Below are 26,583 nucleotides of genomic sequence, written 5' to 3' on the forward strand. Positions count from 1 at the left end.
ATGGTCGCCGAGTCAAAACGACCCAAACACAGAAAAGTTGAAGGAAGTCGCCGTGAACCCGGTCAAGAAAACGTTTCAGTACGGTCGCAGCACCGTCACCCTGGAAACCGGGCGCATCGCCCGCCAGGCTACCGGTGCCGTGATGGTCACCATGGACGACACCGTGGTGCTGTGCACCGTGGTGGCCAAGAAGGAGGCCAATCCTGCCCAGCCCTTCTTCCCGCTGGGGGTGTTCTATCAGGAGAAGACCTACGCGGTCGGCAAGATCCCCGGCGGCTTCTTCAAGCGCGAGGGGCGTCCCACCGAGAAGGAGACCCTCACCTCGCGGCTGATCGACCGCCCGATTCGTCCGCTCTTCCCCAAGGGCTTCATGAACGAGGTGCAGGTGGTCTGCTCGGTGCTCTCCACCGACCGCAATCATGACCCGGACATCGCCGCGATGCTCGGGACCTCCGCCGCCCTGGCCATCTCCGGCGTGCCCTTCAATGGCCCGATTGCCGGTGCACGCGTGGGCTTTACCGAGGACAACGGCTACTTCCTCAACCCCACCGTCGAGGAGCTGACCGGCTCCGAGCTCAACATGGTGGTCGCCGGGACCGAGAAGGCGGTGCTGATGGTCGAGTCCGAGGCCAACGAGCTGCTCGAGGACGAGATGCTCGGCGCGGTGCTCTACGCCCACCAGGAGATGCAGGTGGCCATCCAGGCCATCAACGAGCTGACCGCCGAGGCCGGCAAGCCCAAGTGGGACTGGCAGCCGCCTGCCGAGAACACCGCCCTCAAGGGCGCCATGGCCGATGCCTTCGAGCAGCAGGTCGGCGAGGCCTATCGCATCACCGACAAGATGGCCCGCCAGGATGCCCTGGCCGCCCTCAAGGATCAGGCGGTGGAGCAGTTCGCCGGCGAGGAAGAGGGCAAGTACGACGCCGACGAGGTCAAGGGCGCCTTCGCCGGTCTGGAGAAGCGCGTGGTGCGTTCGCGCGTGGTCAAGGGCGAGCCGCGCATCGACGGCCGCGACCACAAGACCGTGCGTCCGCTCTCCATCGAGGTCGGCACCCTGCCCAAGACCCATGGTTCGGCGATCTTTACCCGCGGCGAGACCCAGGCCATCGTGGTGGCGACGCTGGGCACCCTGCGGGATTCCCAGCTGATCGAGTCGCTGGAAGGTGAGCGCAAGGACCGCTTCCTGCTGCACTACAACTTTCCCCCATACTGCGTGGGCGAGGCCGGCTTCATGGGCGGGCCCAAGCGCCGCGAGATCGGCCACGGCCGCCTGGCGCGTCGCGGCGTGCAGGCGATGCTGCCCGACGAGGCGGAGTTCCCCTACACCATTCGCGTGGTCTCCGAGATCACCGAGTCCAACGGCTCGAGCTCCATGGCCACGGTGTGCGGCTCGTCGCTGGCCCTGATGGATGCCGGTGTGCCGATGAAGGCACCGGTGGCCGGTATCGCCATGGGCCTGGTCAAGGACGAGGACGGCTTCGCCGTGCTGACCGACATCCTGGGTGACGAGGATCACCTCGGCGACATGGACTTCAAGGTGGCCGGCAGCGCCGAGGGCGTTACTGCCCTGCAGATGGACATCAAGATCGAGGGCATCAACGAGGAGATCATGGAGGTGGCCCTGCAGCAGGCCTATGACGCCCGCCAGCAGATCCTCGAGCAGATGAACACGGTGATCGCCCAGAGCCGTGCCGAGGTCTCCGAGAATGCTCCCTCCATGGCCACCATCAAGATCGACCCGGAGAAGATCCGCGACGTCATCGGCAAGGGTGGTGCCACCATCCGCAAGATCTGCGAGGATACCGGCGCTTCCATCGACCTCGACGACGATGGCACCGTGCGCATCTATGCCGAGGACAAGTCGGCGGCCAAGGCGGCCATCGACACCGTGCTGGCGATCACCGCCGAGCCCGAGATCGGCAGGCTCTACCGCGGCAAGGTGGTGCGCATCGCCGACTTCGGCGCCTTCGTCAACATCATGCCCGGCACCGACGGCCTGGTGCACATCTCCCAGATCGTGCCGGAGCGGGTCAACGACGTGCGCGACTTCCTCAACGAGGGCGATGAGCCCATCGTCAAGGTGCTCGATATCGACAACCGCAACCGGGTGAAGCTCACCATCAAGGAGATCACCCCGGAAGAGAAGGCGGCGTTCGAGGCCGAGGAGGCCGCCGAGCCCGCGCTGTAAGCGACCGCCTTCGGCGTGCCGCAAGCGCCAAGGAACAGGGCGCAAGGAAAACCGCCGCCAGGGCCATGCCCTGGCGGCGGTTTCTTGTGTAGGCAAGCCGAAAAGAACATGCCCCGGGACGAAGCCCGGGGCATGCTGTTTCAGCTTTCAGCTTTCAGCTTTCAGCTTTCAGCTTTCAGCTTTCAGCTTGCGCGTCAGCGCTCGATGGCGAGCGCCACGCCCTGCCCGCCGCCGATGCACAGGGTGGCCAGGCCCTTCTTGGCATCGCGGGCGATCATCTCGTGGACCAGGGTCACCAGGATGCGGCAGCCGGAGGCTCCGATGGGGTGGCCGATGGCGATGGCGCCGCCGTTGACGTTGACCTTGCTGACATCCCAGCCCAGCTCCTTGTTGACGGAGAGGGCCTGGGCGGCGAAGGCCTCGTTGGCCTCGACCAGGTCCAGGTCGTCCAGGCTCCAGCCGGCCTTCTCGAGGCAGCGACGGGTCGCCGGGGCTGGACCGATGCCCATGATGGAGGGGTCGACGCCGGCGTTGCTGTAGGCCTTGATGCGGGCCAGCGGCTCCAGGCCCAGCGCCTTGGCCTTCTCGGCGGAGCAGAGCATCACCACGGCGGCGCCGTCGTTGATGGAGGAGGCGTTGCCGGCGGTGACGGTGCCATCCTTCTTGAAGGCCGGGCGCATGCCGGCGAGCTTCTCGGCGGTCACGTCACGCGGGCCCTCGTCGGTGTCGAAGACCACCGGGTCGCCCTTGCGCTGGGGGATCTCCACCGGGACGATCTGCCCCTTGAACTTGCCCTCGCGGATGGCGGCCGCGGCCTTCTGCTGGGAGCCGGCGGCGAACTCGTCCATCGCCTCGCGGGTGATGCCGTACTTCTCCGCCAGGTTCTCGGCGGTGATGCCCATGTGGTAGTTGTTGAAGGCGTCCCACAGGCCGTCGTGGACCATGCTGTCGATGGCCTTCCAGTCGCCCATGCGCTGGCCGGTACGGGAGTTGGGTAGCACGTGGGGCGAGGCGGACATGTTCTCCTGGCCGCCGGCGAGGATCAGCTCGGCATCGCCGCAGCGGATCGCCTGGGTGGCCAGGTGCAGGGCCTTGAGGCCCGACCCGCAGACCTTGTTGATGGTCATGGCCGGCACGGCATCCGGCAGGCCGGCCTTGATGGAGGCCTGACGGGCGGGGTTCTGGCCGACGCCGGCGGTGAGTACCTGGCCGAGCAGTACCTCGTCGACCTGGTCCCCGGCGACGCCAGTGGTGGACAGGATGTCCTTGATGACATGGGCACCCAGGTCGCTGGCGGGAATGCCGGCCAGGGAGCCACCGAAGGTGCCGACGGCAGTGCGGCGAGCGGCAACAATCACCACGTCTTGCATGGGAGATACTCCTGAAGAATGACTAGCGGGCTTGCGGCCGTGTCTGGAGGACAACCTGAGCTCGAACACGTCTCAGACAGAGCCGGGTCTTCCAGCATAGGGGACGTTTGTGCGTCGCGGCAATGCTTCCATGGCCGAATGCGCGAGGAGGCGGCGAGGGAAGAGTCGCACGGGAGGTGCGGCACCCCGCAGGGTGCCGTGGCAGGCGGACGGTCAGGCCAGCTGGACGGGGATGGCGTTGCTGGTGTGGCTGACGACATTGCCCTCCTGGAGGTAGACCAGGGCCGGATGGTGGTTTTCCAGTTCGGCGTCGCTGTAGTGGGCATAGCTGCAGATGATCACGCGTTGCCCTTCGCTGGCCAGGTGGGCCGCGGCGCCATTCACCGAGATGATCCTCGAGCCCTCTTCCGCGCGGATGGCGTAGGTGGTGAAGCGCTGGCCATTCTCCACGTTGTAGATCTGGATCTGCTCGTTCTCGCGGATACCGGACATGTCGAGCAACTCGCCGTCGATGGCGCAGGAGCCCTCGTAGTTGAGCACGGCGTGGGTGACGCGGGCCATGTGCAGCTTGGCCTTGAGCATGATGGTCTGCATGGAGCGTAGGTTCCTCTGTTTGACCGCGCCACGCCCTCAGCGTGGCAGGGTCAGGCTCAGGTTATCGATCAGTCGGGTCGGGCCCAGGCGCGCCGCGGCGAGCAGGACGGCGTCGCGGGTGGTCGCCGTCACCGGCCCCAGGTCGGCGTCGCGAAGCTCGAGGTAGTCCGGCGTGAAGCCGGCCTCCCTCAGCCGGGCGAGGCCGTCCTCCAGGGCCGGCGCGACCTCGCCGCCGGCCTCCAGGGCGTCGCGCAGCGCGCACAGGGTGCGGTAGAGCGCCGGGGCAGTGGCACGCTGCCCGGCGTCCAGGTAGCCGTTGCGCGAGGAGAGGGCCAGGCCGTCCTCGGCGCGCACGATGGGTACGCCGACGACCTCCACGGGGAGGTGCAGATCGGCCACCAGGCGGCGGATCACCGCCAGCTGCTGGTAGTCCTTCTCGCCGAAGCAGGCCACATCGGGCTGCACCAGGTTGAAGAGCATGGTGACGACGGTGGCGACGCCATCGAAGTGCCCGGGCCGGTCGCCACCGCAGAGCCCCTCGCTCACCTCGGGGACGCAGACCCGAGTCTGGGCCGCGAGGCCGCGCGGGTAGAGGGTCGTCGTCTCGGGGGCGAACAGCAGGTCGCAGCCGGCCTCCTCGAGCTTCGCCTGGTCCTCGGCGAGGGTCCGCGGGTAGGCCTCCAGGTCCTCGTCGGCCCCGAACTGCAGCGGATTGACGAAGATGGTCGCCACCACCACGTCGCCCCGGCGACGCGCCTCCGCCACCAGGGCCAGGTGGCCGTCGTGCAGGTTGCCCATGGTCGGCACCAGGGCGATGCGCTGGCCGCGGCGACGGAATTCGTCCAGGGCCTCGCGCAGGGGCGGAATCTCTCGCAGGGTACGCATCGCGGCGAGCTCCTCGAAACGCGGCTTAGAAACAGTGCTCCTGGGCGGGGAAGCGGCGGGCCTTGACGTCCTCGTGGTAGCGGCGGAAGGCGCCCGGGATATCGTCGGCATCGACCATGAAGTTCTTCACGAAACGCGGCGTGCGCCCGTGGGTCACCCCCAGCACATCGTGCATCACCAGGATCTGGCCGTCAGTGTCGGGGCCCGCGCCGATGCCGATCACCGGCACCTCCAGCGCCTCGCTCACCGCCCGGCCCAGGCTTGCCGGCACGCACTCGAGCAGGATCACCGAGGCGCCGGCCTCGACCAGCGCGCGGGCATCCTCGAGGATCCGGGTCGCCTGCTCGGCCTCACGCCCCTGCACCTTGTAGCCACCCAACTGGTAGACCGACTGGGGGGTCAGGCCGAGGTGGGCGCAGACCGGCGCGCCGCGCCGGGTCAGCTCGCGGATGCCGTCGGCCATCCAGGCCTCGCCCTCGACCTTGACCAGCTCGGCCCCGGCGCGCATCAGCGCGCCGGCATCCTGGAGCAGGCGCTCGGTACTCGAGTTGCTCATGAAGGGCAGGTCGACCATCAGCAGGCTGGCGCTCTTGCCGCGGGCCACGCAGCGGGTGTGGTAGCAGACCTCGTCGAGGGTCACCGGCAGGGTGCTGGCGTGGCCCTGCAGGACCATGCCCAGGGAGTCGCCCACCAGCAGCACCTCGATGCCGGCCTCCCCGGCCGCACGGGCGAAGGAGGCGTCATAGGCGGTCAGGCAGCTGAACGGCTCACCGGCGCGCTTGAAGGCCTGCAGCGTGCTCAGGGTGACGGTTTTCATGGCGTGCTCTCATCGTCGGGTCGTGGGAGGCCTCCGGCGGGCCTGCCTCGGTGTAACCCGAGATTGTTACCCGAATCATGCCGAAGTGTCGATAGGTAACAGTCTGGGGTGTTTCTCAGCCCTGGGGTAACGAGTCCTGCGGTAACACGGGCCTCAGGTCCCGAGCGTCGACCCCGGCGATCAGGTTCGCCAGGGGTCGACCGTCGAGTACCAGGTGCGGGGCCAGCTCGGCCAGCGGCACCAGCACGAAGGCGCGCCGGGCCATCTCAGGATGCGGCAGCGTCAGCCGTGGCAGCGTGACCCGCTGGTCATCGAAGAGTAGCAGGTCCAGGTCCAGGGTCCGGGCGCCCCAGCGCCGGCCGCGCACGCGGCCGTGGCGCTGTTCCAGGGCCTGCAGCTGGTCGAGCAGGGCGAGCGGCGAGAGCCGCGTCTCCAGCTGGGCCACGGCATTGATGTAGTCCGGCTGGTCGGCGGGCCCCACCGGCGCGCTGGCATAGAGCCGCGAGGCGGCGACCCGGCGGGTCAGGGGCAGGCGGTCGAGCTCCCCGAGGGCGCGCTCGACATGTGCCCGCGGGCCATCGAGGTTGCTGCCCAGGCCGATCCAGGCAGCGTGCCGTGGCGGGCTCATGTGTCGCTCGCGGGGCCCCGCGGCTTGCGGCGGCGACGGCGGCGCTTGCGCGGCTGACCGCTGCCCGCCGGGTCGGCGCCGACCTTGCCCAGCAGGCGGCGCTGCTCGTGCTCGTCGGCCTGCTGGAAGGCGGTCCACCAGTCGCCCAGGCCCGGTGCGATCTCGCCGGCCCCTTCGCGCAGCAGCAGGAAGTCGTAGGCGGCCCGGAAGCGCGGGTGCTCGCGGGTCTGGAAGACGCGCTTGCCGCGGCGCAGCGGCAGCCGCTGCTGCAGGTCCCAGATGTCGCGCATCGGCAGGCTGAAGCGCTTGGGAATGGAGATGTGCTGGAGCTGGCGCGAGACCACCTGCTGGGAGGCCGCCTGGAGCGCGGGGATGGGCGGCATGCCATCGGCCTCGAGGATCGCCTGGCGCTGCTGGACGGGAGCCCAGAGCAGGGCGGCGAACAGGAAGGCCGGCGTCACCGGGCGGTCCTCGGCGATGCGCCGGTCGGTGCTCTCCAGTGCCAGCTCGACCAGGCGCTCGGCCCAGGGCAGATCCTCCATGGCCTCGTCGGCCTCGGGGAAGAGCATCGCGAAGAGCCCGTAGTCGCGCAGCAGGTGGAAGGTGGCCACACCCTGGCCAGCCATGAACAGCTTGAGGATTTCGTCGAACAGCCGCGCCGGGGGGATCTGCAGCAGCAGCGGCGCGGCGTCGTGGATGGGGGCCTCGGTGGCCGGGTCGAGGTGGAAGTCGAGCTTGGCGGCGAAGCGCACCGCCCTGAGCATCCGTACCGGGTCCTCGCGATAGCGGGTCGCCGGGTCGCCGATCAGCCGCAGGGTGCGGGCCTCGATGTCCTTTACGCCATCGGCGAAGTCGTGGATCGAGAAGTCGGCGATGTTGTAGTAGAGGGCATTGACGGTGAAGTCGCGGCGCAGGGCGTCTTCCTCGATGTTGCCCCAGACATTGTCGCGCAGCAGCAGGCCATCGTCCGACTGCTGGGAGATATGGTCGGCATGGTCATCGTTGGGCTTGCCGCGGAAGGTGGTGACCTCGATCACCTCGCGCCCGAAGCGGACGTGCACGATGCGGAAGCGCCGGCCGATGATGCGCGAGTTGCGAAACAGGTCCTTGACCTGCTCCGGGGTGGCATCCGTGGCGACATCGAAGTCCTTGGGCATGTGGCCGAGCAGCGCATCGCGGATGCAACCGCCCACCAGGAAGGCCTGGAAGCCGGCATTGTGGAGCCGGTAGAGCACCTTGAGGGCGGCGTCGCTGAAGTGCTGACGCGAGACAGGGTGTTCCTGGCGGGGAATGATGCGCGGCCCGGTGTTGCCGGCCGGCGCATCCTGAGGGCCGAAGAGCGACTTGATGCGCTCGCCCGGACTCTGCAGAAAGCGGGTAAAACCTTTGATCATGCGGCGATATCGACTCGCGGGACGCGGAAAGCGTTGAGTGTAGCCGACCACTGACACCTTGCAAAGCGCGGCACGGTGCCGAGGGTGGCCAGGAAGCAGAAAGGGGAGGCCATTGGCCTCCCCTGTAAGCAGGATGCAGCATCCCTGCTGCTGATTCTTCTTCGTGATGGCGCATCGCCCTGAATACGCACCACAGTCACCAAGGAGTGTTCAGGCAAGCGGTGTTGTTGTGTTTGTTGATGCTCCTGACGGCGACCGTCTCGTATTCAAAACAATAGTCCAACCACGACGGCATGGAAGCATGCCTCCTCCCGGCTTGTTGGTCTTGTTGCCGGGAGTGCACCTCGACGGCCCGTTGTCATTGTTGGTCGGCCGTACCCGGGTGCGTCGCGTCCTGATGGCTCCGGTGCTTCGAGCAGCTTGTTCTTGTTGGGGCCCGAAGGCCTCGCGCCGTGCCGATGCTGTTCTTGTTGTCGGCAAGCGCCGAAGTCGCAGGGGCCCGGGTGTCTTGTTGTTGTTGTCGGGTCGGGCCCTGTCACGCCTGGCTGTCCTGTTGTTGTTGTTGGCAGCGGGTGACATCCGGATTTGTTTTTCTTGCCCTAGGTGTAGCAGGTGGCGTGCCATCAAAGAATAATATCTTAAAAAACAGATGGTTATTTCGGTGGAGAAAAGTTCACGCCCTGGCGTGCGGGTGGAGTGTTACCCGATCGGCCCCGTTGTGGGGCACGAGCTGTGTGGGAAGGTAACAAATGGGGCAAACGGGGTGTCGGGAAGGAGGAAAGGCAGGCCCACGGACGATGCCGCGGGGCTTGCACCATGGTCGCATGGCCGGCCGCCTCAACCCGTGCTGCGGCGCGGGCTCTTCTTGCGGGGGATGCCCAGGCGCTGGCGACGCTCCCACAGGCACTTGCGGCTGATGCCGAGCTTCTGGGCGAGTTCGGTCTCGCTCATCTGGTCCTGGTGCTCCAGCACGAAGTGCTGGAAGTAGTCCTCCAGGGAGAGGTCCTCCTCGTCGCCGGTCTCCCGTTCCGCCTGGCCGGCGAGGGCCGGCGTGGGGGGTGCAGGCTTGCTCGGCAGCGGGGTCGCCGACGCGAGCCCCAGATCATCGGGATGGATGAGGTGGCCCTCGGCGAGGATCACGCCGCGCTCCAGGGCATTCTCCAGCTCGCGCACGTTGCCGGGCCAGGGGTAGTCGCGGATGGTGCGCCGGGCGGCCCGCGAGAGGCGCAGCCCGTCGCGCTCGTGGCGTCGGCAGGCCTTGTCGAGCAGGACATCGGCGATCTCGAGGATGTCGTCCTCGCGCTCGCGCAGGGCCGGCAGGTCGATCTGCATCACGTTGAGGCGATAGTAGAGGTCGAGGCGGAACTCGCCGGTCTTCGACAGGCTCTGCAGGTCGCGGTGGGTGGCGGCGATCAGGCGCACGTCGACATGCCGGGTCTCCACCGAGCCGATCTTGCGGATCTCGCCCTCCTGCAGCACCCGCAGCAGCCGCGCCTGGGCATCGAGCGGCAGCTCGCCGATCTCGTCGAGGAAGAGGGTGCCGCCATCGGCGGCCTCGACCAGGCCGGTACGCGCGGCGCTGGCCCCGGTGAAGGCGCCCTTCTCGTGCCCGAACAGCTCCGACTCGATCAGCGTCTCGGGGATGGCGGCGCAGTTGACGCAGACCAGCGGCGCATGGGCGCGGCGGCTCTGCTGGTGCAGGGCGCGGGCGACCAGCTCCTTGCCGGTGCCCGACTCGCCCTGGATCAGCACGGTGACGTCGGCCGGCGCCGCCTTGCGGATACGCGTGTAGACCACCTGCATGGCGGGGCAGTTGCCGATCATCGGCTGGCGGGTACCGCCGGGCTCGGCGATGTCGGGCGGCTCGCCCTGCTGCGAGGCCTGGCGGTGCAGGACCCGGGCCACGGTCTCGAGCAGCTCGTCGTGGTCGAAGGGCTTGGCCACATAGTCCACGGCCCCGAGCTTCAGCGCCTCCACTGCGGAGCGCATGCTGGCATAGCTGGTCATGATCAGCACCGGCACCGGGGCGGCGCGGGCGATCAGCTCGGTGCCGGGCTCGCCGGGCAGGCGCAGGTCGCTGATCACCAGGTCGAAGCCCTGGGGCTCGAGCGCCAGGGCCTCGGCCACCGAGCCGGCCTCGCTGACCCGGTGGTCGTGGCGCTCCAGCAGCCGCTTCAGGGCGCTGCGGATGATGGCTTCGTCTTCAACGATCAGGATCCGGCTCATCGGTGCGTTCACCATGCTCTGGGTTGAGGGGCAGCCACAGGTGGATGCGGGTGCCCTTGGCCTGCCCGGGGGGCGGGGAGTCGATATCGATCTGGCCGCCGTGCTCGGCAATGATGCTGTAGACCAGCGGCAGGCCGAGTCCCGTGCCTTCGCCGGGGGGCTTGGTGGTGGTGAAGGGCTCGAACAGGTGGTCGCGCACCCGCTCGTCGATGCCGTGCCCCTGGTCGGTGACGGTGACGTGAAGCCACTCGCCCTCTGGGGCGGCATCGATGACCACCTCGCCGCCCGGGGTGCTGGCATCGCGGGCATTGCCGAGCAGGTTGACCATCACCTGCAGCAGCCGCTGGGCATCGCCCTCGACCTCGAGGCCCGCCGGGCAGCGGTTGTGGTAGCGGATATCCTCCCCCGAGCGGGCCAGGTGGATCAAGTGCAGGGCCTCGTCGGTCAGCGAAGCCAGCGACACCGGAGCGAAGGGGCGGCCGGTCACGTGGCGGCCGCCGTGGGCGAACCCCACCAGCGACTCGACGATGCGCGAGATGCGGTCGGTGAGCTGCTGGATCTGGCTGGCGGTCTCCAGCACCTCCGGGTCATCGGTATCGTAGCGCAGGTTCTGGGCCAGCGAGGAGATGCCGGTGACGGGGTTACCGATCTCGTGGGCCACGCCCGCCGCCAGCTGGCCGATGGAGGCCAGCCGGGCGGCATGCACCAGCTCGTCCTCCAGCCACTTCATCTCGCTGTGGTCCTCCACCAGGACCACGGTGCCGCCGCGCATCTCCTCGTCGGCCTCGAGCTCGGCCTTGTGCAGGCTCAGGTAGCGGGTGGTGCCGGCAAGCGTCACCGGCTGCTTGTAGAGATGGTCGTGATGCTCGAGGAGCACGCGCCCCAGCAGGTCCCCCCAGGGGGGCGGCAGGCCATCGCGGCGCGAGCCGACCACGCTGCTGCCGTCGATCCCGGAGAGCTCGGCGAGGGCGTCGTTCCACATCAGCAGCTCGTCGTCGACGCCGAAGGCGCACAGTCCCACCGGCAGTCGGGTGAGCATGCGGCGGTGGTAGCGGCGCAGGCCGTCGAGCTCACGGGCGAGCCCGGTCAGCCGGGTGCGATAGGCCTCCAGGCGGCTCTCGACGAAGTGGATGTCGTCGTTGGGCTCCAGGCCGCCGCGGCGATAGGGCAGGTGGCGGTCGACGATGTCCTGGGCCACCGAGGGGCCCATCAGCCCCGAGAGGTTGGCCTGGATGCGGTCGCGCAGCCGGCGCAGGGCATAGGGCCGGCCATCCAGCGGCGACAGGCCCAGGTCGGTCAGGGCGCGGTCGACCTCGCGACCGGCGACCTCCTCGCCCAGGGCGCGGGCCAGGTGGTGCTTGAACTCCTCGCCGTTGCCGGCCACCAGCGGCAGGCGCTTGGGACGGATCACCGCATCCACCGAGCAGGCCTCGGCCGCGGCCCGCTCCCCGGCGGAGGTGGGCGTGAGCAGCGAGACCAGGATGAGGGTCAGGATGTTGGCCGCCAGCGAGACCAGGGTCACCACGTACCATACCGGCTCGCCGGCCAGTGCCTCGAGGCCCGGCGGAAGCAGCACCAGGGCTGGAAAATCGCTCAGCAGGGGCACCCAGGTGCCGGCGAGCCACACCAGCACGCCCGCCGTCAGCCCGCTGACCATGCCCTTGCGGTTGGCGCCCGGCCAGTAGAGCAGCGCCAGCATGCCCGGCAGGCACTGGGCCATGCCGATGAAGGCGGCCAGCCCCAGGGTGGTGAGGTCGTGGTTCACCCCCACCAGGCGGTAGAAGAGCCAGCCGCCGAGGATCACCGCCACGATCAGGGCGCGGCGCAGCCAGCGCAGCCAGCGATAGAGGTCGGGCTGGTCCACCGGGGGGTGGGCGACCAGCACCAGGTGGTTGAGGATCATCCCCGACAGTGCCAGGGAGATGATGACCATGGTGCCGCTGGTAGCCGCCAGGCCGGCGATGAACACCAGCCCCTGGAGCCACAGCGACTCGGAGAGCCCGTAGGCCAGGTAGGCGGTGCCGAGCCCGCCGGCATCGACCCCCAGGCGCTGGGCGGCCCACAGGATCAGCGGCACCGGCAGCGCCATCAGCAGCAGGAACAGCGGCAGCGTCCAGGCGGCCTGGAGGAGGGTGCGCCGCGAGAGGGTCTCGGCGAAGGTGATGTGGAACATGTGCGGCATCAGGAAGGCCGCGGCGAAGAACAGCAGCAGCAGGGTGCGCCACTGGGCCGGGTCGAGGTGGGCGACCCGCGCCTGGGCCGCGCGACCCGGCCCGTCCAGCCAGGCCTGGAGGTCCGCGGGGCCATCGAAGACCACGAACAGTGCGAAGGCCCCCAGGGCCAGCATGGCGACGAGCTTGACAAGCGACTCCAGGGCGATGACCGCGAGCAGGGTGTCGTGGCGGGCGTGGAGCCGGGTATGGCGGGCGCCGAAGAGGATGGCGAACAGCGCGATCAGCGCGTTGAACAGCAGGGCCAGCAGGGCCGGTGAGGCGGTGCCGGTCATCAGGTAGATGGTGTCGCCCAGGGTCTGCACCTGGAGGGCCAGCAGCGGCAGTACGGCCAGCAGGCTGACCAGGGTGATCAGGGTGCCGACCCAGCGCGAGCGGAAGCGGAAGGCGAAGAGGTCGGCGAGCGAGGCCAGCTGGTAGGTACGGGTCATGCGCTGGATCGGCACCAGCAGGACCGGGGCGAGCAGGAAGGCGCCCGCCACCCCCAGGTAGTAGGCGAGGTAGCCGTAGCCGGCATTGCCGGCCAGCTCCAGGCTGCCGTAGATCGCCCAGGCGCTGGCGTAGACGCCCAGCGCCAGGGTGTAGACCGCCGGGTGGCGGGCGATGCGCGTGGGAATCCAGTGCCGCTCCACCGCCAGGGCAACGAGGAACAGCAGCAGCAGGTAGCCGCTGCCGAGGGCCAGCAGGCCGCCGAGGCTAGCGTTCATCGAGCTTCCTCTTCTGCTCCAGCCACAGGGTCAGGGCGATCAACACGCCCCAGATGACGAAGGGGCGGTACCAGGCCACCTCGGGGCTGGCCCAGCCGCTCATCAGCAGCGGCGAGAGCAGGTAGCCGCCGAAGACCAGGAACAGCATGATGCGATAGACGTACATGGCGGGCTCCTCTCAGGGCGCGAGGCTGCCGGCCTGGCGGTGGGCCTCGGCGCGCAGCCGGGTGATCTCCCAGTGGGCGACGGCCCAGCGCAGCTGCTCCGCCACCGGGGCCTTGGCAAGCTCCCGGGGCGGGGCCTGGTCCAGCGCGGCCAGGGCCGCGTGCAGCAGCGGGCGCACCGCATCGTCCCGCTCCGGCAGGGCCGGTGCCAGGTTCTGCTTGGAGAGCTTCTGGCCGTCCTCGCCGATGATCAGCGGCAGGTGCAGGTAGCGCGGTTCGGGATAGCCCAGGGCGTGCTGCAGCTGGCGCTGCCAGGGGGTGTTGTCGAGCAGGTCGAAGCCCCTCACCACGTCGCTGATGCCCTGCTCGGCATCGTCGACCACCACGGCGAGCTGGTAGGCCCAGAGGCCGTCCTTGCGCTGGAGCACCACGTCGCCGAGCTCGGCCGGGTCGAAGCACTGCTCGCCGAACAGCCGGTCCTGCCAGACCACCGGTCGCAGGCCCAGGTCGCTGCGCAGCCGCCAGGCCACCGGCTTGCCGGGTTCGCGCACCCCATCCCGGCACCAGCCGGGGTAGACGCGATGCTCGCGCCACTGACGGCGCGAGCAGCTGCAGGGGTAGGCGAGCCCCAGGCCCTTGAGTCGCTCCAGGGCGGCGGCATAGGCGTCGTTTCGCTCATGCTGCCAGGTGACCGGGCCGTCCCAGTGCAGGCCGAAGGCCTCCAGCTGGCGCAGGATGGTGTCGGCGGCCCCGGCGGGGCAGCGCGGCGGGTCGATGTCCTCGATGCGAAGTAGCCACTCGCCGCCTGCCCGGCGGGCATCCAGGAAGCTGGCCAGGGCCGCCACCAGGGAGCCGAAGTGCAGGGGCCCCGAGGGGGTCGGCGCGAAGCGTCCCCGGTAGGCGCTCACCGGTTTCCCCCGTCGCGTAGGGCCGACATGCAAACGGGCACCCTGGGGTGCCCGTCGCGGGGTGGGATTGCGGAGACCGGCATGGCCGCCTCAGCCGCCCAGCTGCTTTTCCTTGAGCTCGGCCAGGGTCTTGCAGTCCACGCACAGGGTGGCGGTGGGCCGTGCCTCGAGCCGGCGAATGCCGATCTCGACGCCGCAGGCCTCGCAGAAGCCGTAGTCGTCCTCGTCGATCTTCTCGAGGGTCTCGTTGATCTTCTTGAGCAGCTTGCGCTCGCGATCGCGGGTCCGCAGCTCCAGGTTGAAGCCCTCTTCCTGGGTGGCGCGGTCGGCGGGGTCGGCGTAGTTGTTCGCCTCCTCCTGCAGATGGCGCACGGTGCGGTCGACCTCTTCCATGAGCTCCTGTTTCCAGCCCAGCAGGATCTGTCGGAAGTGCTCCAGCTGCTTGTCGTTCATGTACTCTTCACCCGGCGCCGGCTCGTACGGGGTGAATTTCTTGGGAGCATCCATCTTCTTTTCTGCTACTGGCATGGGACTGCCTCGTTACTTGAGTGACTACTGATCAATACCCGCCGTGATGCATGGTATCTCACGCCAAAGGGGTGCTTGTTTAGCGTAAAAAGCGCGGACGTGCAACCTCTTCCGCCGCCGGGACTGCGCCGGCACGCCAAAAGTCGTAACATGCCGGTTTTGACTCCCGGCCGCGGGAAAGATGCCCGTCGTGCCGCGACATGTCGAGAGGAGCCGTGCATGTCCTGGAACCCGCGCGTCGAGCGCATCGCCCCCTTCCGCGTGATGAGCCTGCTGGAGACGGCCCAGGCCCGCGAGGCCGCCGGGCACGATGTCATCCACCTGGAGGTGGGCGAGCCCGATTTCCCGACCCCCGAGCCGGTGGTCGAGGCCGGCCGTACCGCGCTGTCGGCCGGCCACACCCGCTATACCCCGGCGGCGGGGCTGCCCGCCCTGCGCGAGGCGATCGCCGGCCACTATGCCGAGCACTTCGGTGCCGCCGTCGATCCCAGGCGCATCCTGGTCACGCCCGGCGCCTCCGGGGCGCTGCTGCTGGCCAGCCAGCTGCTGGCCGGCCCGGGTGACCGGGTACTGATGGCGGATCCCAACTACCCCTGCAACCGCCACTTCATGGCCCTGGCCGGGGCCGAGGTGGACGCCGTGCCGGTGGGGCCGGCGAGCGGCTGGCAGCTGGATGCCGGGCTCGTCGAGGCCCACTGGCACGACGCCACCCGCCTGGCGATGCTGGCCACGCCCTCGAACCCCACCGGCCATATGCTCGATGCCGGGCAACTCTCGGTGGTGGCCGAGACGGTGGCGGCGCATGGCGGCCACCTGCTGGTGGACGAGATCTACCAAGGGCTCTGTTTCGATCTCGAACCGCTCTCGGTGGCCTCGCTCACCGCGGACGCCTTCGTGGTGAACAGCTTCTCCAAGTACTTCGGCATGACCGGCTGGCGCCTGGGCTGGCTGCTGGCGCCCGAGGCGGCGGTGGAGCCGCTTGCCCGGCTGGCCCAGAACGTCTTCCTGGCCGCCTCCACCCCGGCCCAGCATGCCGCCCTGGCCGCCTTCACGCCCGAGTGCCACGGCATCCTCGAGGCCCGACGCAGCGAACTCGGGCGCCGCCGCGATGCCCTGCTGGCGGGGCTCTCCCGCCTGGGGCTCGCGCCGTCGCTGCCGCCCCAGGGGGCCTTCTACCTGTGGCTCGACATCTCGCACTACAGCGACGACAGCGAGGCCTTCTGCCGGGCGCTCCTCGAGGAGGAGAACGTCGCCATCACCCCGGGGACGGACTTCGCCCTGCATGGCGGTGAGCACCATGTGCGTATCGCCTTCACCACCGGCGAGGCGCGGCTGGAGGAGGCCGTGAGCCGCCTCGAGCGCTTCCTGGCGCGCCGCTGATGGAGTACCCGACCCTGGCCCCCGGGACCCTGCTGCGTCGCTACAAGCGCTTCCTGGCCGACGTGCGCCTCGATGACGGCCGCGAGGTGGTGGCCCACTGTCCCAATACCGGCTCCATGCGGGCGGTGAACGTGCCGGGCTGCCGGGTCTGGCTATCGGCCAGCGACAACCCGGCCCGCAAGCTGGCCTGGACCTGGGAACTGATCGAGCTGCCCCAGCCCGACGGCACCACGGCGGCGGCCTCGGTGCATACCGGGCGGGCCAACCGCATCGTCGAGGAGGCGTTGCGCGAGGGCAGGGTGGAGGAGCTGGCCGGCCATGCGACGATCCGGCGCGAGGCGACGGTGGCGGGGGCGAGGCTCGACTTTCGCCTCGACGACCCCGGGCGCGGCAGCACCTTCGTCGAGGTCAAGCAGGTGACCCTCAGGGAGGCCGATGGCCACGGCTACTTCCCCGACGCGGTGAGCGTGCGGGGCCGCAGGCACCTGGAGGCGCTGGCCGCCCTGGCGGCACAGGGTCACCGCGCCGTGCTGCTCTTCTGCGTGGCCCACGAGGGCATCCGGGACGTGGCCCCCGCGGCCCACCTGGACCCGGCCTATGCCGAGACCCTGCGCCAGGTGGCGGGGCTTGGCGTGGAAGTGCTGGCGCGGCGCTGCGAGGTGGTTCGCGAGGCCGGCATGCCGCTGGCGATCCGCCTGGGGCCGGCGCTGCCGGTGTCGCTCGCCCGCGAGGTGGACCCGAGCATGGTCGCCGATTGAGCCGAGCGGCTTACGGATTCAGCGGTCGATATAGAAGCGCTGGATGAAGCTGACCTCGGCGGGCGCGGCATTGCGGTCGTAGCGCACGCGCAGGTCGAAGCGCATCGGCTCGTCCTCGTGGATGCGGAACACCGCCACCTGGGAGGGCGTGTCGCCGATGCGCAGGCTGCGGAACGACAGCGGCGTGGCGTCGCCCCCCTCGAGCCCGCCGATGCGACCGTCGACCGAGGCGGTGACCGGGCGGGTCGAGCCATCCTCGAGCTCCTCCATCACGCTGACGTTGAGCAGTGCCATCACCTGGCTGCGCTGGATGCCGTGCTCCCGGGCCACCTCCTCCGGCAGGAAGCTGGTGTTCACGGCGCTGTAGTGGATCTGGTAGTCCCCCACCTGCTCGTACTGCTGGGCCTGGGCCGGCAGGGTCAGCAGCAGCGCCAGGCCCATGGCCAGGGCCGCCAGGCTGTGTCGAATCATCGTCGGTTCTCTCTCCTTCGGTATCTTGCCTGCGCCTCTCCGGCGTCACGCCCTGCGGCGGGCGACCCGGAAGATGGCGATCTCGCCGAACAGGTTGGGCCACCACCGCGAGGTCCAGTGTCCCTCGTGGTCACCGATGCCCACCGCCCGGTCGACAATGCTCAGACCCTTGTCGCGGCACAGGCGTTCAAAGTCGTTGAAGGTCGAGAGGTGGATGTTGGGGGTGTCGTACCAGGCATGGGGCAGCGACCGGGACACCGGCATGTAGCCCTTGAAGCCCAGGTAGGCGCGGTGGCGCCAGTAGGCGAAGTTGGGGAAGGTGATGATGCACTCCCCGGCGACGCGCAGCATCTCGTCGAGCATCAGGTCCGGGCGACGCAGCGCCTGGAGTGCCTGGGTCATCACCACCAGGTCGCAAGCGTCGTCCTCGAAGTTGGCGAGCCCCTCGTCGAGGTTCTGCTCGATGACGTTGACCCCCTTGGCCAGGCAGGCAGTGATGCCGTCGGGGTCGATCTCCAGGCCGTAGCCCGTGACCTGCTTGTCGCGGGCCAGTGCCGCCAGCAGGGTGCCCTCGCCGCAGCCCAGGTCGAGGACCCTCGCGCCTCGCGGGACCCAGTCGTGAATCAGCTTGAGGTCGGCGCGCATCATGGGCAGTCCTCCAGGCCCTGGTCGCGGGCGACGCGGTTCATGAAGGCGGCGAAGACCGCCTGGTAGCGCGGCTCGGGCATCAGGAAAGCGTCGTGGCCGTGCGGCGAGTCGATGTTGGCGTAGCTGACCGCCTTGTCGGCGCGGATCAGGGCGTTGACCAGCTCCTTGGAGCGCGAGGGCGGGAAGCGCCAGTCGGTGGAGAAGCTCACCACCAGGAAGGGGCAGGCGGCGGGTGCCAGGGCCCGGGCCAGGTTGCCCTCGTGGGCCGCGGCCGGGTCGAAGTAGTCCAGCGCCTTGGTCATCAGCAGGTAGGTGTTGGCATCGAAGGAGGTGGAGAAGGTGTCGCCCTGGTAGCGCAGGTAGGACTCCACCTGGAACTCCACGTCGTAGCCGAAGTTGAGGTCGTTGCTGCGCAGGTCGCGGCCGAACTTGCTGCCCATGGCATCTTCGGAGAGGTAGGTGATGTGGCCCACCATCCGGGCGAGCTTGAGGCCGCGGCGCGGCGCCGTGTCATGGTCGGCGTACCAGCCGTCATGGAAGTCGCGGTCGGAGCGGATCGCCTGGCGGGCCACCTCGTTGAAGGCGATGTTCTGTGCCGACAGCTTCGGCGTCGCCGCGATGACCACCGCATTGGCGATGCGCTCGGGGTAGGCGAGGGTCCACTGCAGCACCTGCATGCCCCCCAGGCTGCCGCCGATCACCGCGGCGAAGCGCTCGATGCCCAGCCGGTCGGCCAGCCGCGCCTGGCTGTGGACCCAGTCTTCCACGGTCATGATCGGGAAGTCGGGCCCCCACTGGTGACCCGTCGCCGGGTTCTCGCTGGTGGGGCCGGTGCTGCCGTGGCAGCCGCCGAGGTTGTTCAGCGAGACCACGAAGAAGCGCTCGGTGTCGATCGACTTGCCGGGGCCGATGTGCGCATCCCACCAGCCCGGCTTGCGCTCGTCCGCCGCGTGGTAGCCGGCCGCGTGGTGGTGGCCGGAGAGGGCGTGGCAGATCAGGATGGCATTGGAGCGCGCGGCGTTGAGGGTGCCGTAGGTCTCGTACACCAGGTCATAGGCCGGCAGCGTCCTGCCGCAGGCCAGGGCCAGGGGATCGTCGAAGTGCGCCGTCTCGGGCGTCACCAGGCCGACCGAATCGCGGGGGAACTCGGGCATCAGTCGTGTCGTGTCCAGTCGTGAGTGTCGGCCGGCCTCACAGGCCGACCAGGGCACCGGCGATGCCGGCGGCACGGGTCAGCGAGCCCACCACGATACCATCGATCAGGCTGATGGCGATGAACACCACGATGGGCGAGAGGTCGATCATGCCCAGCGGCGGGATCACCTTGCGCACCGGCGCCATGATCGGCTCCACCAGCTGCATCACCAGCAGCGCACCCGGGTGGCTGGCCTGGGGGGCCACCCAGCTGAGGATGATCATCACGATCAGGGCGAAGAAGTAGATCTTGAGGATGGCGTTGGCGATGGCGGCAACGGAGCCGATCGCCACGCCGGCGATGGGCGCCATGCCGAAGCCGGCGATCTGCAGGATCACGATGATGGCGACCGCCTTGATGACGAACGCCGTGGCCAGGGTGGCCAGGTCGAAGCGTCCCATCACCGGCCCCAGGAAGCCCTGGAAGGGGCGTACCGCCGGCTGGGTGACCTTCACCACCGACTGGCTGATGGGGTTGTAGTAGTCGGCCCGGGATGCCTGCAGCAGGAAGCGCAGCATCAGCAGGAAGATGTAGATGTTGATCAGGGTGTTCACCAGCAGCAGGCCGGCGCTTCCCAGTTGGCTGCCCATCGGGGCCCCTCCGTGTCCTTGAAACGTCGTCGTGTCAGCCCGCCTGGGTGGCGGGCTGTCGGGTCAGCGCTTGCCGAGCTCGTCGGCCATCTCCCGGGCGCGGTCGGCACATGCGGTCATCGCCTCGGCCATGATGCGACGCAGGCCGGCCTGTTCGAGGTGCTCGATGGCCCGCTCGGTGGTGCCGCCGGGCGACATCACGTTGCGCTTGAGCTCGGCGGGTGGCTTGTCGCTTGCGAGCGCCATCTTCGCCGCGCCCAGGGCCGTCTGCATGGCCAGCCGGCGGGCGGTGTCGGCGGGCAGGCCCAGCGAGGCGCCGGCCTCCTCCATGGCCTCGAACATCAGGAAGAAGTAGGCGGGGGCGCTTCCCGAGACGGCGGTGACCGCATCGAGCAGGGCCTCGTCATCGACCCACTCGACCAGGCCCACGGCCTCCATCAGTTCGGTGGCGAGCCGACGCTGGGCCTCGTCGACGTTGGCATTGGCATAGAGCCCGGCGGCCCCGGCGCCGACCAGCGCGGGGGTGTTGGGCATGCAGCGCACCACCGGCAGGTCGCCACCGAGCCAGTGCTCCAGGGTCTCGGCGGGCAGGCCCGCCGCCACCGAGACGATCAGCGGGCGGCGTGCCTGGACGGCATCGCGCATCTGCTCGCAGACCTCGCGCATGATCTGCGGCTTGACCGCCAGCACCACCACGTCGGACTCGGCGACGGCCGCGGCGTTGTCGGTCGCGGTCTGGATGCCCAGCCGCTGGCGCAGCGGGGCGAGGATGTCGTCGCTGGGCGAGGTGGCCGTGATGTCGTCGGGTGAGAAGCCGCTCTCGATCATCCCGCCGATGATGGCGCCGGCCATGTTGCCGGCGCCGATGAAGGTGACTCTGCTGGCCATGGGGTCTGTCCTGTGTCGGTCGACGAATGAGGCCGGCGTGGCTCACCGGCGTCGTGTGGTTGTCACTCTCGTGCGCTGCGTTCCCCGAAGATCGCGGTGCCCAGGCGGACCAGGGTGGCCCCCTCGAGCACGGCAGCCTCCAGGTCGGCGGACATGCCCATCGAGAGGGTGTCCAGCGGCGCCCCGGGGAGGCGCTCGCGGAGCCCCTCGAGGGCCTCGCGCAGGCGGGCGAAGGGCACGCGCTGGGCGTCGAGCCCCTCGGCCGGCGCGGGGATCGCCATCAGCCCGCGCAGGCGCAGCTGGGGCAGCGCCTGGACCGCCTCGGCCAGGGCGGGCAGTGCCTCGAGCGAGACGCCGGACTTGCTCGCCTCGTCGCTGATGTTGACCTGCAGGCAGATCTCCAGCGGGCCCAGCGCCGCGGGGCGTTGATCGTTCAGACGCCGGGCGATCTTCTCACGGTCTACGCTATGCACCCAGGCGAAGTGCTCGGCCACGTCGCGGGTCTTGTTGGATTGCAGCGGACCGATGAAATGCCAGACGATGGGGTCCAGGTCCGCCAGCTCGGCCTGCTTGTCCAGGGCCTCCTGGACATAGTTCTCGCCGAACTCGCGCTGGCCCAGGTGCCAGGCCTCGCGGATCATGGCGGCGGGCTTGGTCTTGCTGACGGCCAGCAGCCGGGCGCCATCGGCGGGTCGGCCGGCGGCATTCAGCGCGTCGGCGAGCCGGGTGCGGGCGGCGGCCAGGGACTCGGAAAGTACTAGGTCCGTCATGTCTGAGTGTCTGTCATACTGGGCATACTGAAGGGAACCTTATCCCGGGAGCAGGGGAAACGCATGGATATTACCGAACTGCTGGCATTCTCGGCAAAGCAGAACGCCTCGGACCTCCACCTCTCGGCGGGCCTGCCGCCGATGATCCGTGTCGATGGCGACATCCGCCGGCTCAACGTGCCGGCCATGGAGGACCGCGAGGTCCGCAAGCTGATCTACGACATCATGGCGGACCGCCAGCGCCGCGACTACGAGGAGTTCTTCGAGACCGACTTCTCCTTCGAGGTGCCGGGCGTCTCGCGCTTTCGTGTCAACGTCTTCAACCAGGCGCGCGGCGCCGGGGCGGTGTTCCGTACCATCCCCACCGAGGTGCTGACCCTGGAGGACCTGGGCATGGGGCCGGTCTTCCGGCAGCTCTCCATGCTGCCCCGCGGCCTGGTGCTGGTCACCGGCCCCACCGGCTCGGGCAAGAGCACCACGCTGGCGGCGATGATCGACTACATCAACGACAACCGCTTCGAGCACATCCTCACCATCGAGGACCCGGTGGAGTTCGTGCACCGCAGCAAGCGCTGCCTGGTCAACCAGCGCGAGGTGCACCGCGATACCCATGGCTTCGCCCCGGCGCTGCGCAGCGCCCTGCGCGAGGACCCGGACATCATCCTGGTCGGCGAGCTGCGCGACCTGGAGACGATCCGCCTGGCGCTGACCGCGGCCGAGACCGGCCACCTGGTGTTCGGCACCCTGCATACCACCTCCGCGGCCAAGACCATCGACCGGATCATCGACGTCTTTCCCGGCGAGGAGAAGTCCATGGTGCGCTCGATGCTCTCCGAGTCATTGCAGGCGGTGATCTCCCAGGCCCTGCTCAAGCGCCAGGGCGGCGGCCGGGTGGCGGCCCACGAGATCCTGGTGGCCACCGCGGCGGTGCGTAACCTGATCCGCGAGGACAAGGTGGCGCAGATCTACTCGGCGATCCAGACCGGCGGCAACCTGGGGATGCAGACCCTGGATGCCTCGCTGGCGCGCCTGGTGGCGGACAACATGGTGGCGCGCGAGGAGGCCCAGGTGAAGGCCAAGGGCGTGCTGGCGAGCTGAGGACGCGACAACGATAACAAGGAGCAGGGACATGACGGCAAAAGAGTGGCTCTATCAGCTGCTGGACATCATGGTGCAGAAGGAGGCGTCGGATCTGCTGATCTCGGTGAATGCGCCGCCGACCCTGAAGATGGCCGGCCAGCTCACCCCCCTGGGCGACCAGGGGCTCAGCGTGGCACAGGTCACCGAACTGGTCGGCGCCTCGATCCCCGATGCGGTGCTGGAGCGCTTCCGCGTCGAGCACGAGGCCAACTTCGCGCTGAGCCTCAAGGACAAGGGGCGCTTTCGCGTCAGTGCCTTCCAGCAGCGCAACCAGATGGCCATGGTGATCCGGCGCATCGGCTTCGAGATTCCCCACCTGGAGGAGCTGTCGCTGCCCTCCACGCTCGGCGAGCTGGCCAACAACAAGCGTGGCCTGGTGTTCGTGGTCGGGGGGACCGGGACCGGCAAGTCGACCACCCTGGCGTCGATGATCCAGCAGCGCAACGAGACCCTCGGCGGCCACATCATCAGCGTCGAGGATCCCATCGAGTACGTGCACCCGCACCGCAAGGCGATCGTCAACCAGCGCGAGGTCGGCATCGACACCGAATCCTTCGAGGTGGCGCTGAAGAACACCCTGCGCCAGGCACCGGACGTGATCCTGATCGGCGAGGTGCGCACCCGGGAGACCATGGAGCACGCCCTGACCTTCGCCGAGACCGGCCACCTTTGCCTGGCTACCCTGCACGCCAACAACGCCAACCAGGCGCTGGACCGGATCATCAACTTCTTCCCCATCGAGCGACACTCCCAGGTGTGGCTCGACCTCTCGCTCAACCTGCGGGCCATCGTCGCCCAGCAGCTGCTCCCCACGGTGGATGGCGGGCGCTGCCCGGCCATCGAGATCATGCTCAAGTCGCCGCTGATCGGTGACCTGGTGCGCAAGGGGGAGGTCTCCGAGATCAAGAACGTCATGGCCCGTTCGCGGGATCTCGGCATGCAGACCTTCGACCAGGCGCTCTTCGACCTCTTCAAGGCCGGCAAGATCACCGAGGAGGTGGCGCTGGTGCACGCCGACTCGGCCAATGACCTGCGCATGATGATCAAGTACGGCGACGAGAGCAGCGAGGGCGTGGCCGGAGCCAGGGAGGCGGCCAGCCACCTCTCGCTGCGCGGCGAGGACGACTTCTAGGGAGCGTAGACCCCGCCCAGCACCCGGGGGCCGGCGGCGCCGGTCACCGAGGGCAGGTTGCCGGGCAGTCCGGCCAGTCGCCGCCACGCCAGCCAGGCGAAGGCGCCGGCCTCCAGCCACTCGGCCGGCCAGCCCCAGTCCTCCCCAGGGAGCAGCGGTGTCTCCGGCAGCCGGCGGGCCAGGCGGGCCAGCAGGTCCGCGTTGCGGGCGCCGCCGCCGCAGGGTACCAGTACCGCGGCCGGCGGGGCATCGAGGCGCTCCCGGGCCATACCCACGCCGAGGGCCACGCTGGCCGCGGTGAGCTCGGCGAGGGTGGCCTGGATGTCTTCCGGGGCCTCCCCGCCCTGCAGCTTTCCTTGCAGCCACTCCAGGTGGAAGAGCTCCCGGCCCGTGCTGCGCGGCGGTGGCAGGTGGAAGAAGGGCTCCGCCAGCAGCCGCTCCAGCAGTGCCTCGTCGACATGTCCCGAGGCCGCCCAGGCGCCGCCGGCATCGAAGCGTCCCCCGCGATGCCGGGCATGCCAGGCATCCAGCAGGGCATTGGCCGGGCCGGTATCGAAGCCCAGCGGCGCTCGTTCGTCCTCGGCGGGCGGCAGCAGGGTGAGGTTGGCGAAGCCGCCGAGGTTGAGCACCAGGCGCCATTCGCCGGGTGCCCGGAACAGCGCCTCATGGAAGGCCGGGGCCAGGGGCGCGGCCTGGCCGCCGGCGGCCTGGTCGCGGCGCCGGAAGTCGGCCACCACCGGGCGGCCGGTGAGTTCGGCCAGCAGGCTGGGGTTGTCGAGCTGCAGCGTATAGGCCGGGCCGCCGTCATGGCCCTCGGGGGCGTGCTCGATGGTCTGCCCATGGCTGCCGATGGCCGTGATGGTGGCTCTCGCCACCCCGCTCGAGGCGATCAGTGCCTCGACGGCCTCGGCCTGCAGGCGGGAGAAGGCGTCCTCGGCGGCCGCCAGTTCGCTGAAGGCCACTCGGTCGGCATGGCAGAGCCGCCACAGCAGGTCGCGCAGCTTCTCGGGCATCGGCGTCTCATGGGTGGCAACCAGGCGGGATGCACCATCCTCCCGGATATCGACGAGGGCGGCATCGATGCCGTCGAGGCTGGTGCCTGACATCAGGCCGATGAAGAGGCTCATGGGGACTCCCGGGTGGGCTCAACCGTGGATAGCAGGACATGGTAACATCCCCGACCATTCGACTACCGAGTGCCCGCGGGGTCGCGGGCCGCCTGCTGAGTGGAGAGGAGACAATGACCGATGTTGCTGGCGCCCTGGCGCTGCTGAAACGCGGCACCCACGAGATCCTGCTCGAGGAGGAGCTGATCAAGAAGCTGGAGTCCGGGCGCACGTTGCGCATCAAGGCGGGCTTCGACCCCACCGCGCCTGATCTGCACCTGGGGCACAGCGTGCTGCTGACCAAGATGCGCCAGTTCCAGGATCTGGGCCACGAGGTCATCTTCCTGATCGGCGACTTCACCGGCCGCATCGGGGATCCCACCGGCAAGAACGTGACGCGCAAGCCGCTCACCGAGGAGGAGGTCAAGGCCAACGCCCAGACCTACAGGGAGCAGGTGTTCAAGATCCTCGACCCCGAGAAGACCGAGGTGCGCTTCAATGCCGAGTGGTTCTCCGCCATGAGCGCGGCCGACATGATCGAGCTGGCCGGGCAGAGCACCGTGGCGCGCATGCTCGAGCGTGACGACTTCGACAAGCGCTACAGCGCGGGTCAGCCGATCTCCATCCACGAGTTCCTCTATCCGCTGGTGCAGGGCTACGACTCCGTGGCGCTGGAGGCCGACGTGGAACTCGGCGGTACCGACCAGAAGTTCAACCTGCTGATGGGGCGCGAGATCCAGAAGCACTTCGGTCAGGCGCCCCAGGTGGTGATCACCATGCCGCTGCTCGAGGGGCTGGACGGCGTGCAGAAGATGTCCAAGTCCCTGGGCAACTATGTCGGCGTCGATGAGGCACCCGGGGCGATGTTCAACAAGCTGGTCTCCATGCCCGATAGCCTGATGTGGCGCTACTTCGAGCTGCTTTCGCTCAAGCCCAACGAGGAGATCGAGGCCCTCAAGCGCGATGCCGAGGCCGGTGCCAATCCCCGGGACATCAAGATGATCCTCGCCCGCGAGTTGATCGGTCGCTACCACGGCGAGGAGGCGGCGGCCAACGCCCACCGCTCCGCCGGTAACCAGCTGGCCGAGGGGGAACTGCCCGAGGACCTGCCCGAGGTCGAGGTCGACTTCGAGGGCAGCGCCCAGGCGCCCATCGCCGCGGTGCTGAACCGTGCCGGGCTGACCAAGAACAGTGCCCAGGCCAAGGACATGCTCGGTAATGGCCGGGTCAAGGTGGATGGCGACGTGGTCCAGCGCGACCATATGCTGGAGACCGGCAAGAGCTATGTCATCCAGGCAGGCAAGAAGCGCTATGCTCGGGTGACCATCGCCTGATGCCTCTTTGCAAGCCTTCCCACGACGCCCGCCTCGTGCGGGCGTCGTCGTCTCTGTCGGCGGGCCATGTCATCCACAGGCGGTCGGCGCCAAGGGGCTGTGGACGGCCTGCCAGCCGCCTTGTCGTCATCGCCTGTTCACGGGGGCGTCATCGCCGTGACATTTTTCTTCGCGAGGGCCTTGCGCGGCCCCGGCAAAATCCGTAAAGTACGCATCCGCTGCCGGCGACGGGCATACGTTGCAGGCGGTGGAGAGTGGTAGAAGTGCTTGTTTCCATTTGGGTTTTTCAAGACGTCCTGGAAAATTCCCGCTTGACGAACTCGCCGCATTCGGTAGAATGCACGCCACTCGTGACAGAGACCCGCTGAGGGCATTTCTTGAATCAGCTGAGGGCTCTATCGGACGTCACCTCGCTTGCGAGATGACCGCTCGGTCAGCCGGATCGCTTCCTCGGAAGCCATCGACAGACACGGTTGACACACAGCGCCGATCACGTAGAATACCCCTTCCTCGCAGGGCGTCGGCGAGACC

24 protein-coding genes are annotated in these 26,583 nt (G+C 68.9%); 6 read left to right on the forward strand and 18 right to left on the reverse strand.

What is annotated here, in order from left to right; all coding sequences use genetic code 11:
* Positions 1-52: 52 nt before the first annotated feature.
* Complete coding sequence (pnp, locus tag SCI24_RS04255) at positions 53-2,188, forward strand: polyribonucleotide nucleotidyltransferase (RefSeq protein WP_318724186.1); 2,136 nt, start codon at positions 53-55, stop codon at positions 2,186-2,188.
* Between the two features lie 194 nt (positions 2,189-2,382).
* Here pnp and SCI24_RS04260 read toward each other — a convergent pair whose 3' ends face one another.
* The 11 genes from SCI24_RS04260 to dksA all read right to left on the reverse strand — a co-directional run bounded on the left by SCI24_RS04260 (position 2,383) and on the right by dksA (position 14,640).
* On the reverse strand, positions 2,383-3,558 hold the full coding sequence (locus SCI24_RS04260; RefSeq protein ID WP_318724187.1) for an acetyl-CoA C-acetyltransferase: 1,176 nt from the start codon (positions 3,556-3,558) through the stop codon (positions 2,383-2,385).
* Between the two features lie 213 nt (positions 3,559-3,771).
* Positions 3,772-4,152, reverse strand: a complete 381-nt coding sequence (panD, locus tag SCI24_RS04265) for an aspartate 1-decarboxylase (RefSeq protein ID WP_133637664.1) — start codon at positions 4,150-4,152, stop codon at positions 3,772-3,774.
* Positions 4,153-4,188: 36 nt separating this feature from the next.
* Positions 4,189-5,037, reverse strand: a complete 849-nt coding sequence (gene panC / locus SCI24_RS04270; RefSeq protein WP_318724188.1) for a pantoate--beta-alanine ligase — start codon at positions 5,035-5,037, stop codon at positions 4,189-4,191.
* Between the two features lie 25 nt (positions 5,038-5,062).
* Positions 5,063-5,854, reverse strand: a complete 792-nt coding sequence (panB, locus tag SCI24_RS04275; RefSeq protein ID WP_318724189.1) for a 3-methyl-2-oxobutanoate hydroxymethyltransferase — start codon at positions 5,852-5,854, stop codon at positions 5,063-5,065.
* A 115-nt stretch (positions 5,855-5,969) separates the two neighbouring features.
* Positions 5,970-6,482, reverse strand: coding sequence for a 2-amino-4-hydroxy-6-hydroxymethyldihydropteridine diphosphokinase (gene folK, locus SCI24_RS04280; RefSeq protein ID WP_318724190.1), 513 nt, complete (start codon positions 6,480-6,482; stop codon positions 5,970-5,972).
* Entirely contained in the window at positions 6,479-7,876 is a 1,398-nt protein-coding gene (pcnB, locus tag SCI24_RS04285; RefSeq protein ID WP_318724191.1) for a polynucleotide adenylyltransferase PcnB, read from the reverse strand. The genes folK and pcnB overlap by 4 nt, the downstream gene beginning before the upstream one ends.
* Before the next feature lie 837 nt (positions 7,877-8,713).
* Positions 8,714-10,102, reverse strand: coding sequence for a sigma-54 dependent transcriptional regulator (locus SCI24_RS04290; protein ID WP_318724193.1), 1,389 nt, complete (start codon positions 10,100-10,102; stop codon positions 8,714-8,716).
* The gene (locus SCI24_RS04295; protein WP_318724195.1) at positions 10,080-13,040 is read right to left on the reverse strand and encodes an ATP-binding protein; all 2,961 of its coding nucleotides are present in this window, start codon (positions 13,038-13,040) and stop codon (positions 10,080-10,082) included. The genes SCI24_RS04290 and SCI24_RS04295 overlap by 23 nt, the downstream gene beginning before the upstream one ends.
* A complete protein-coding gene (locus SCI24_RS04300; RefSeq protein ID WP_166644658.1) occupies positions 13,030-13,206 on the reverse strand; it encodes a hypothetical protein in 177 nt (58 codons plus the stop codon). The genes SCI24_RS04295 and SCI24_RS04300 overlap by 11 nt, the downstream gene beginning before the upstream one ends.
* A 12-nt stretch (positions 13,207-13,218) precedes the next feature.
* On the reverse strand, positions 13,219-14,112 hold the full coding sequence (gluQRS, locus tag SCI24_RS04305; RefSeq protein ID WP_318724196.1) for a tRNA glutamyl-Q(34) synthetase GluQRS: 894 nt from the start codon (positions 14,110-14,112) through the stop codon (positions 13,219-13,221).
* A 90-nt stretch (positions 14,113-14,202) separates the two neighbouring features.
* Positions 14,203-14,640, reverse strand: coding sequence for an RNA polymerase-binding protein DksA (gene dksA, locus SCI24_RS04310; RefSeq protein WP_106232261.1), 438 nt, complete (start codon positions 14,638-14,640; stop codon positions 14,203-14,205).
* A gap of 219 nt (positions 14,641-14,859) precedes the next feature.
* Here dksA and SCI24_RS04315 point away from each other — a divergent pair, with 219 nt between their 5' ends.
* A complete protein-coding gene (locus SCI24_RS04315) occupies positions 14,860-16,020 on the forward strand; it encodes an aminotransferase class I/II-fold pyridoxal phosphate-dependent enzyme (RefSeq protein WP_318724197.1) in 1,161 nt (386 codons plus the stop codon).
* Positions 16,020-16,778, forward strand: coding sequence for a DNA/RNA nuclease SfsA (gene sfsA / locus SCI24_RS04320; RefSeq protein WP_318724198.1), 759 nt, complete (start codon positions 16,020-16,022; stop codon positions 16,776-16,778). The genes SCI24_RS04315 and sfsA overlap by 1 nt, the downstream gene beginning before the upstream one ends.
* Before the next feature lie 18 nt (positions 16,779-16,796).
* Here sfsA and SCI24_RS04325 read toward each other — a convergent pair whose 3' ends face one another.
* The 6 genes from SCI24_RS04325 to SCI24_RS04350 all read right to left on the reverse strand — a co-directional run bounded on the left by SCI24_RS04325 (position 16,797) and on the right by SCI24_RS04350 (position 21,340).
* A complete protein-coding gene (locus SCI24_RS04325) occupies positions 16,797-17,249 on the reverse strand; it encodes a DUF4426 domain-containing protein (protein ID WP_318724199.1) in 453 nt (150 codons plus the stop codon).
* Between the two features lie 45 nt (positions 17,250-17,294).
* On the reverse strand, positions 17,295-17,894 hold the full coding sequence (metW, locus tag SCI24_RS04330; protein WP_133637685.1) for a methionine biosynthesis protein MetW: 600 nt from the start codon (positions 17,892-17,894) through the stop codon (positions 17,295-17,297).
* Complete coding sequence (gene metX / locus SCI24_RS04335) at positions 17,894-19,051, reverse strand: homoserine O-succinyltransferase MetX (RefSeq protein ID WP_318724200.1); 1,158 nt, start codon at positions 19,049-19,051, stop codon at positions 17,894-17,896. The genes metW and metX overlap by 1 nt, the downstream gene beginning before the upstream one ends.
* A 37-nt stretch (positions 19,052-19,088) precedes the next feature.
* A complete protein-coding gene (locus SCI24_RS04340) occupies positions 19,089-19,682 on the reverse strand; it encodes a YggT family protein (RefSeq protein ID WP_133637676.1) in 594 nt (197 codons plus the stop codon).
* Between the two features lie 63 nt (positions 19,683-19,745).
* The gene (gene proC / locus SCI24_RS04345) at positions 19,746-20,570 is read right to left on the reverse strand and encodes a pyrroline-5-carboxylate reductase (protein ID WP_318724202.1); all 825 of its coding nucleotides are present in this window, start codon (positions 20,568-20,570) and stop codon (positions 19,746-19,748) included.
* Between the two features lie 62 nt (positions 20,571-20,632).
* Positions 20,633-21,340 (reverse strand): YggS family pyridoxal phosphate-dependent enzyme, encoded by a 708-nt coding sequence (locus SCI24_RS04350; protein WP_318724203.1) that lies wholly within the window; start codon positions 21,338-21,340, stop codon positions 20,633-20,635.
* A 63-nt stretch (positions 21,341-21,403) separates the two neighbouring features.
* Between SCI24_RS04350 and SCI24_RS04355 the strand changes: the two genes are divergently transcribed.
* Together SCI24_RS04355 and SCI24_RS04360 are read left to right on the forward strand one after the other, a co-directional pair.
* Entirely contained in the window at positions 21,404-22,438 is a 1,035-nt protein-coding gene (locus SCI24_RS04355; RefSeq protein ID WP_318724204.1) for a type IV pilus twitching motility protein PilT, read from the forward strand.
* A gap of 31 nt (positions 22,439-22,469) precedes the next feature.
* Positions 22,470-23,612 carry a PilT/PilU family type 4a pilus ATPase gene (locus SCI24_RS04360; protein WP_318724205.1) on the forward strand — a complete coding sequence of 381 codons (1,143 nt, stop codon included), beginning with the start codon at positions 22,470-22,472 and terminating at the stop codon, positions 23,610-23,612.
* Here the strand turns inward: SCI24_RS04360 and SCI24_RS04365 are convergent.
* Positions 23,609-24,739: an anhydro-N-acetylmuramic acid kinase gene (locus SCI24_RS04365; RefSeq protein WP_318724206.1), complete on the reverse strand. Its 1,131-nt coding sequence runs from the start codon at positions 24,737-24,739 to the stop codon at positions 23,609-23,611. The two genes, SCI24_RS04360 and SCI24_RS04365, sit on opposite strands and share 4 nt — an antisense overlap.
* Before the next feature lie 113 nt (positions 24,740-24,852).
* On the opposite strand from SCI24_RS04365, the gene tyrS reads away from it, so the two are divergent.
* On the forward strand, positions 24,853-26,052 hold the full coding sequence (gene tyrS / locus SCI24_RS04370; RefSeq protein WP_318724207.1) for a tyrosine--tRNA ligase: 1,200 nt from the start codon (positions 24,853-24,855) through the stop codon (positions 26,050-26,052).
* Positions 26,053-26,583: the final 531 nt, after the last annotated feature.

The sequence above is a fragment of the Halomonas sp. genome (genome assembly GCF_033549285.1).
GTDB lineage: Bacteria > Pseudomonadota > Gammaproteobacteria > Pseudomonadales > Halomonadaceae > Halomonas.

What these genes read in the sequence shown, in the direction of transcription:
- SCI24_RS04260 (WP_318724187.1), bottom strand. Translation starts at nt 3,558, where the DNA reads ATGCAAGACGTGGTGATTGTTGCCGCTCGCCGCACTGCCGTCGGCACC.
- panD (WP_133637664.1), bottom strand. Translation starts at nt 4,152, where the DNA reads ATGCAGACCATCATGCTCAAGGCCAAGCTGCACATGGCCCGCGTCACC.
- panC (WP_318724188.1), bottom strand. Translation starts at nt 5,037, where the DNA reads ATGCGTACCCTGCGAGAGATTCCGCCCCTGCGCGAGGCCCTGGACGAA.
- panB (WP_318724189.1), bottom strand. Translation starts at nt 5,854, where the DNA reads ATGAAAACCGTCACCCTGAGCACGCTGCAGGCCTTCAAGCGCGCCGGT.
- folK (WP_318724190.1), bottom strand. Translation starts at nt 6,482, where the DNA reads ATGAGCCCGCCACGGCACGCTGCCTGGATCGGCCTGGGCAGCAACCTC.
- pcnB (WP_318724191.1), bottom strand. Translation starts at nt 7,876, where the DNA reads ATGATCAAAGGTTTTACCCGCTTTCTGCAGAGTCCGGGCGAGCGCATC.
- SCI24_RS04290 (WP_318724193.1), bottom strand. Translation starts at nt 10,102, where the DNA reads ATGAGCCGGATCCTGATCGTTGAAGACGAAGCCATCATCCGCAGCGCC.
- SCI24_RS04295 (WP_318724195.1), bottom strand. Translation starts at nt 13,040, where the DNA reads ATGAACGCTAGCCTCGGCGGCCTGCTGGCCCTCGGCAGCGGCTACCTG.
- SCI24_RS04300 (WP_166644658.1), bottom strand. Translation starts at nt 13,206, where the DNA reads ATGTACGTCTATCGCATCATGCTGTTCCTGGTCTTCGGCGGCTACCTG.
- dksA (WP_106232261.1), bottom strand. Translation starts at nt 14,640, where the DNA reads ATGCCAGTAGCAGAAAAGAAGATGGATGCTCCCAAGAAATTCACCCCG.
- SCI24_RS04315 (WP_318724197.1), top strand. Translation starts at nt 14,860, where the DNA reads ATGTCCTGGAACCCGCGCGTCGAGCGCATCGCCCCCTTCCGCGTGATG.
- sfsA (WP_318724198.1), top strand. Translation starts at nt 16,020, where the DNA reads ATGGAGTACCCGACCCTGGCCCCCGGGACCCTGCTGCGTCGCTACAAG.
- SCI24_RS04325 (WP_318724199.1), bottom strand. Translation starts at nt 17,249, where the DNA reads ATGATTCGACACAGCCTGGCGGCCCTGGCCATGGGCCTGGCGCTGCTG.
- metW (WP_133637685.1), bottom strand. Translation starts at nt 17,894, where the DNA reads ATGCGCGCCGACCTCAAGCTGATTCACGACTGGGTCCCGCGAGGCGCG.
- metX (WP_318724200.1), bottom strand. Translation starts at nt 19,051, where the DNA reads ATGCCCGAGTTCCCCCGCGATTCGGTCGGCCTGGTGACGCCCGAGACG.
- SCI24_RS04340 (WP_133637676.1), bottom strand. Translation starts at nt 19,682, where the DNA reads ATGGGCAGCCAACTGGGAAGCGCCGGCCTGCTGCTGGTGAACACCCTG.
- proC (WP_318724202.1), bottom strand. Translation starts at nt 20,570, where the DNA reads ATGGCCAGCAGAGTCACCTTCATCGGCGCCGGCAACATGGCCGGCGCC.
- SCI24_RS04350 (WP_318724203.1), bottom strand. Translation starts at nt 21,340, where the DNA reads ATGACGGACCTAGTACTTTCCGAGTCCCTGGCCGCCGCCCGCACCCGG.
- SCI24_RS04355 (WP_318724204.1), top strand. Translation starts at nt 21,404, where the DNA reads ATGGATATTACCGAACTGCTGGCATTCTCGGCAAAGCAGAACGCCTCG.
- SCI24_RS04360 (WP_318724205.1), top strand. Translation starts at nt 22,470, where the DNA reads ATGACGGCAAAAGAGTGGCTCTATCAGCTGCTGGACATCATGGTGCAG.
- SCI24_RS04365 (WP_318724206.1), bottom strand. Translation starts at nt 24,739, where the DNA reads ATGAGCCTCTTCATCGGCCTGATGTCAGGCACCAGCCTCGACGGCATC.
- tyrS (WP_318724207.1), top strand. Translation starts at nt 24,853, where the DNA reads ATGACCGATGTTGCTGGCGCCCTGGCGCTGCTGAAACGCGGCACCCAC.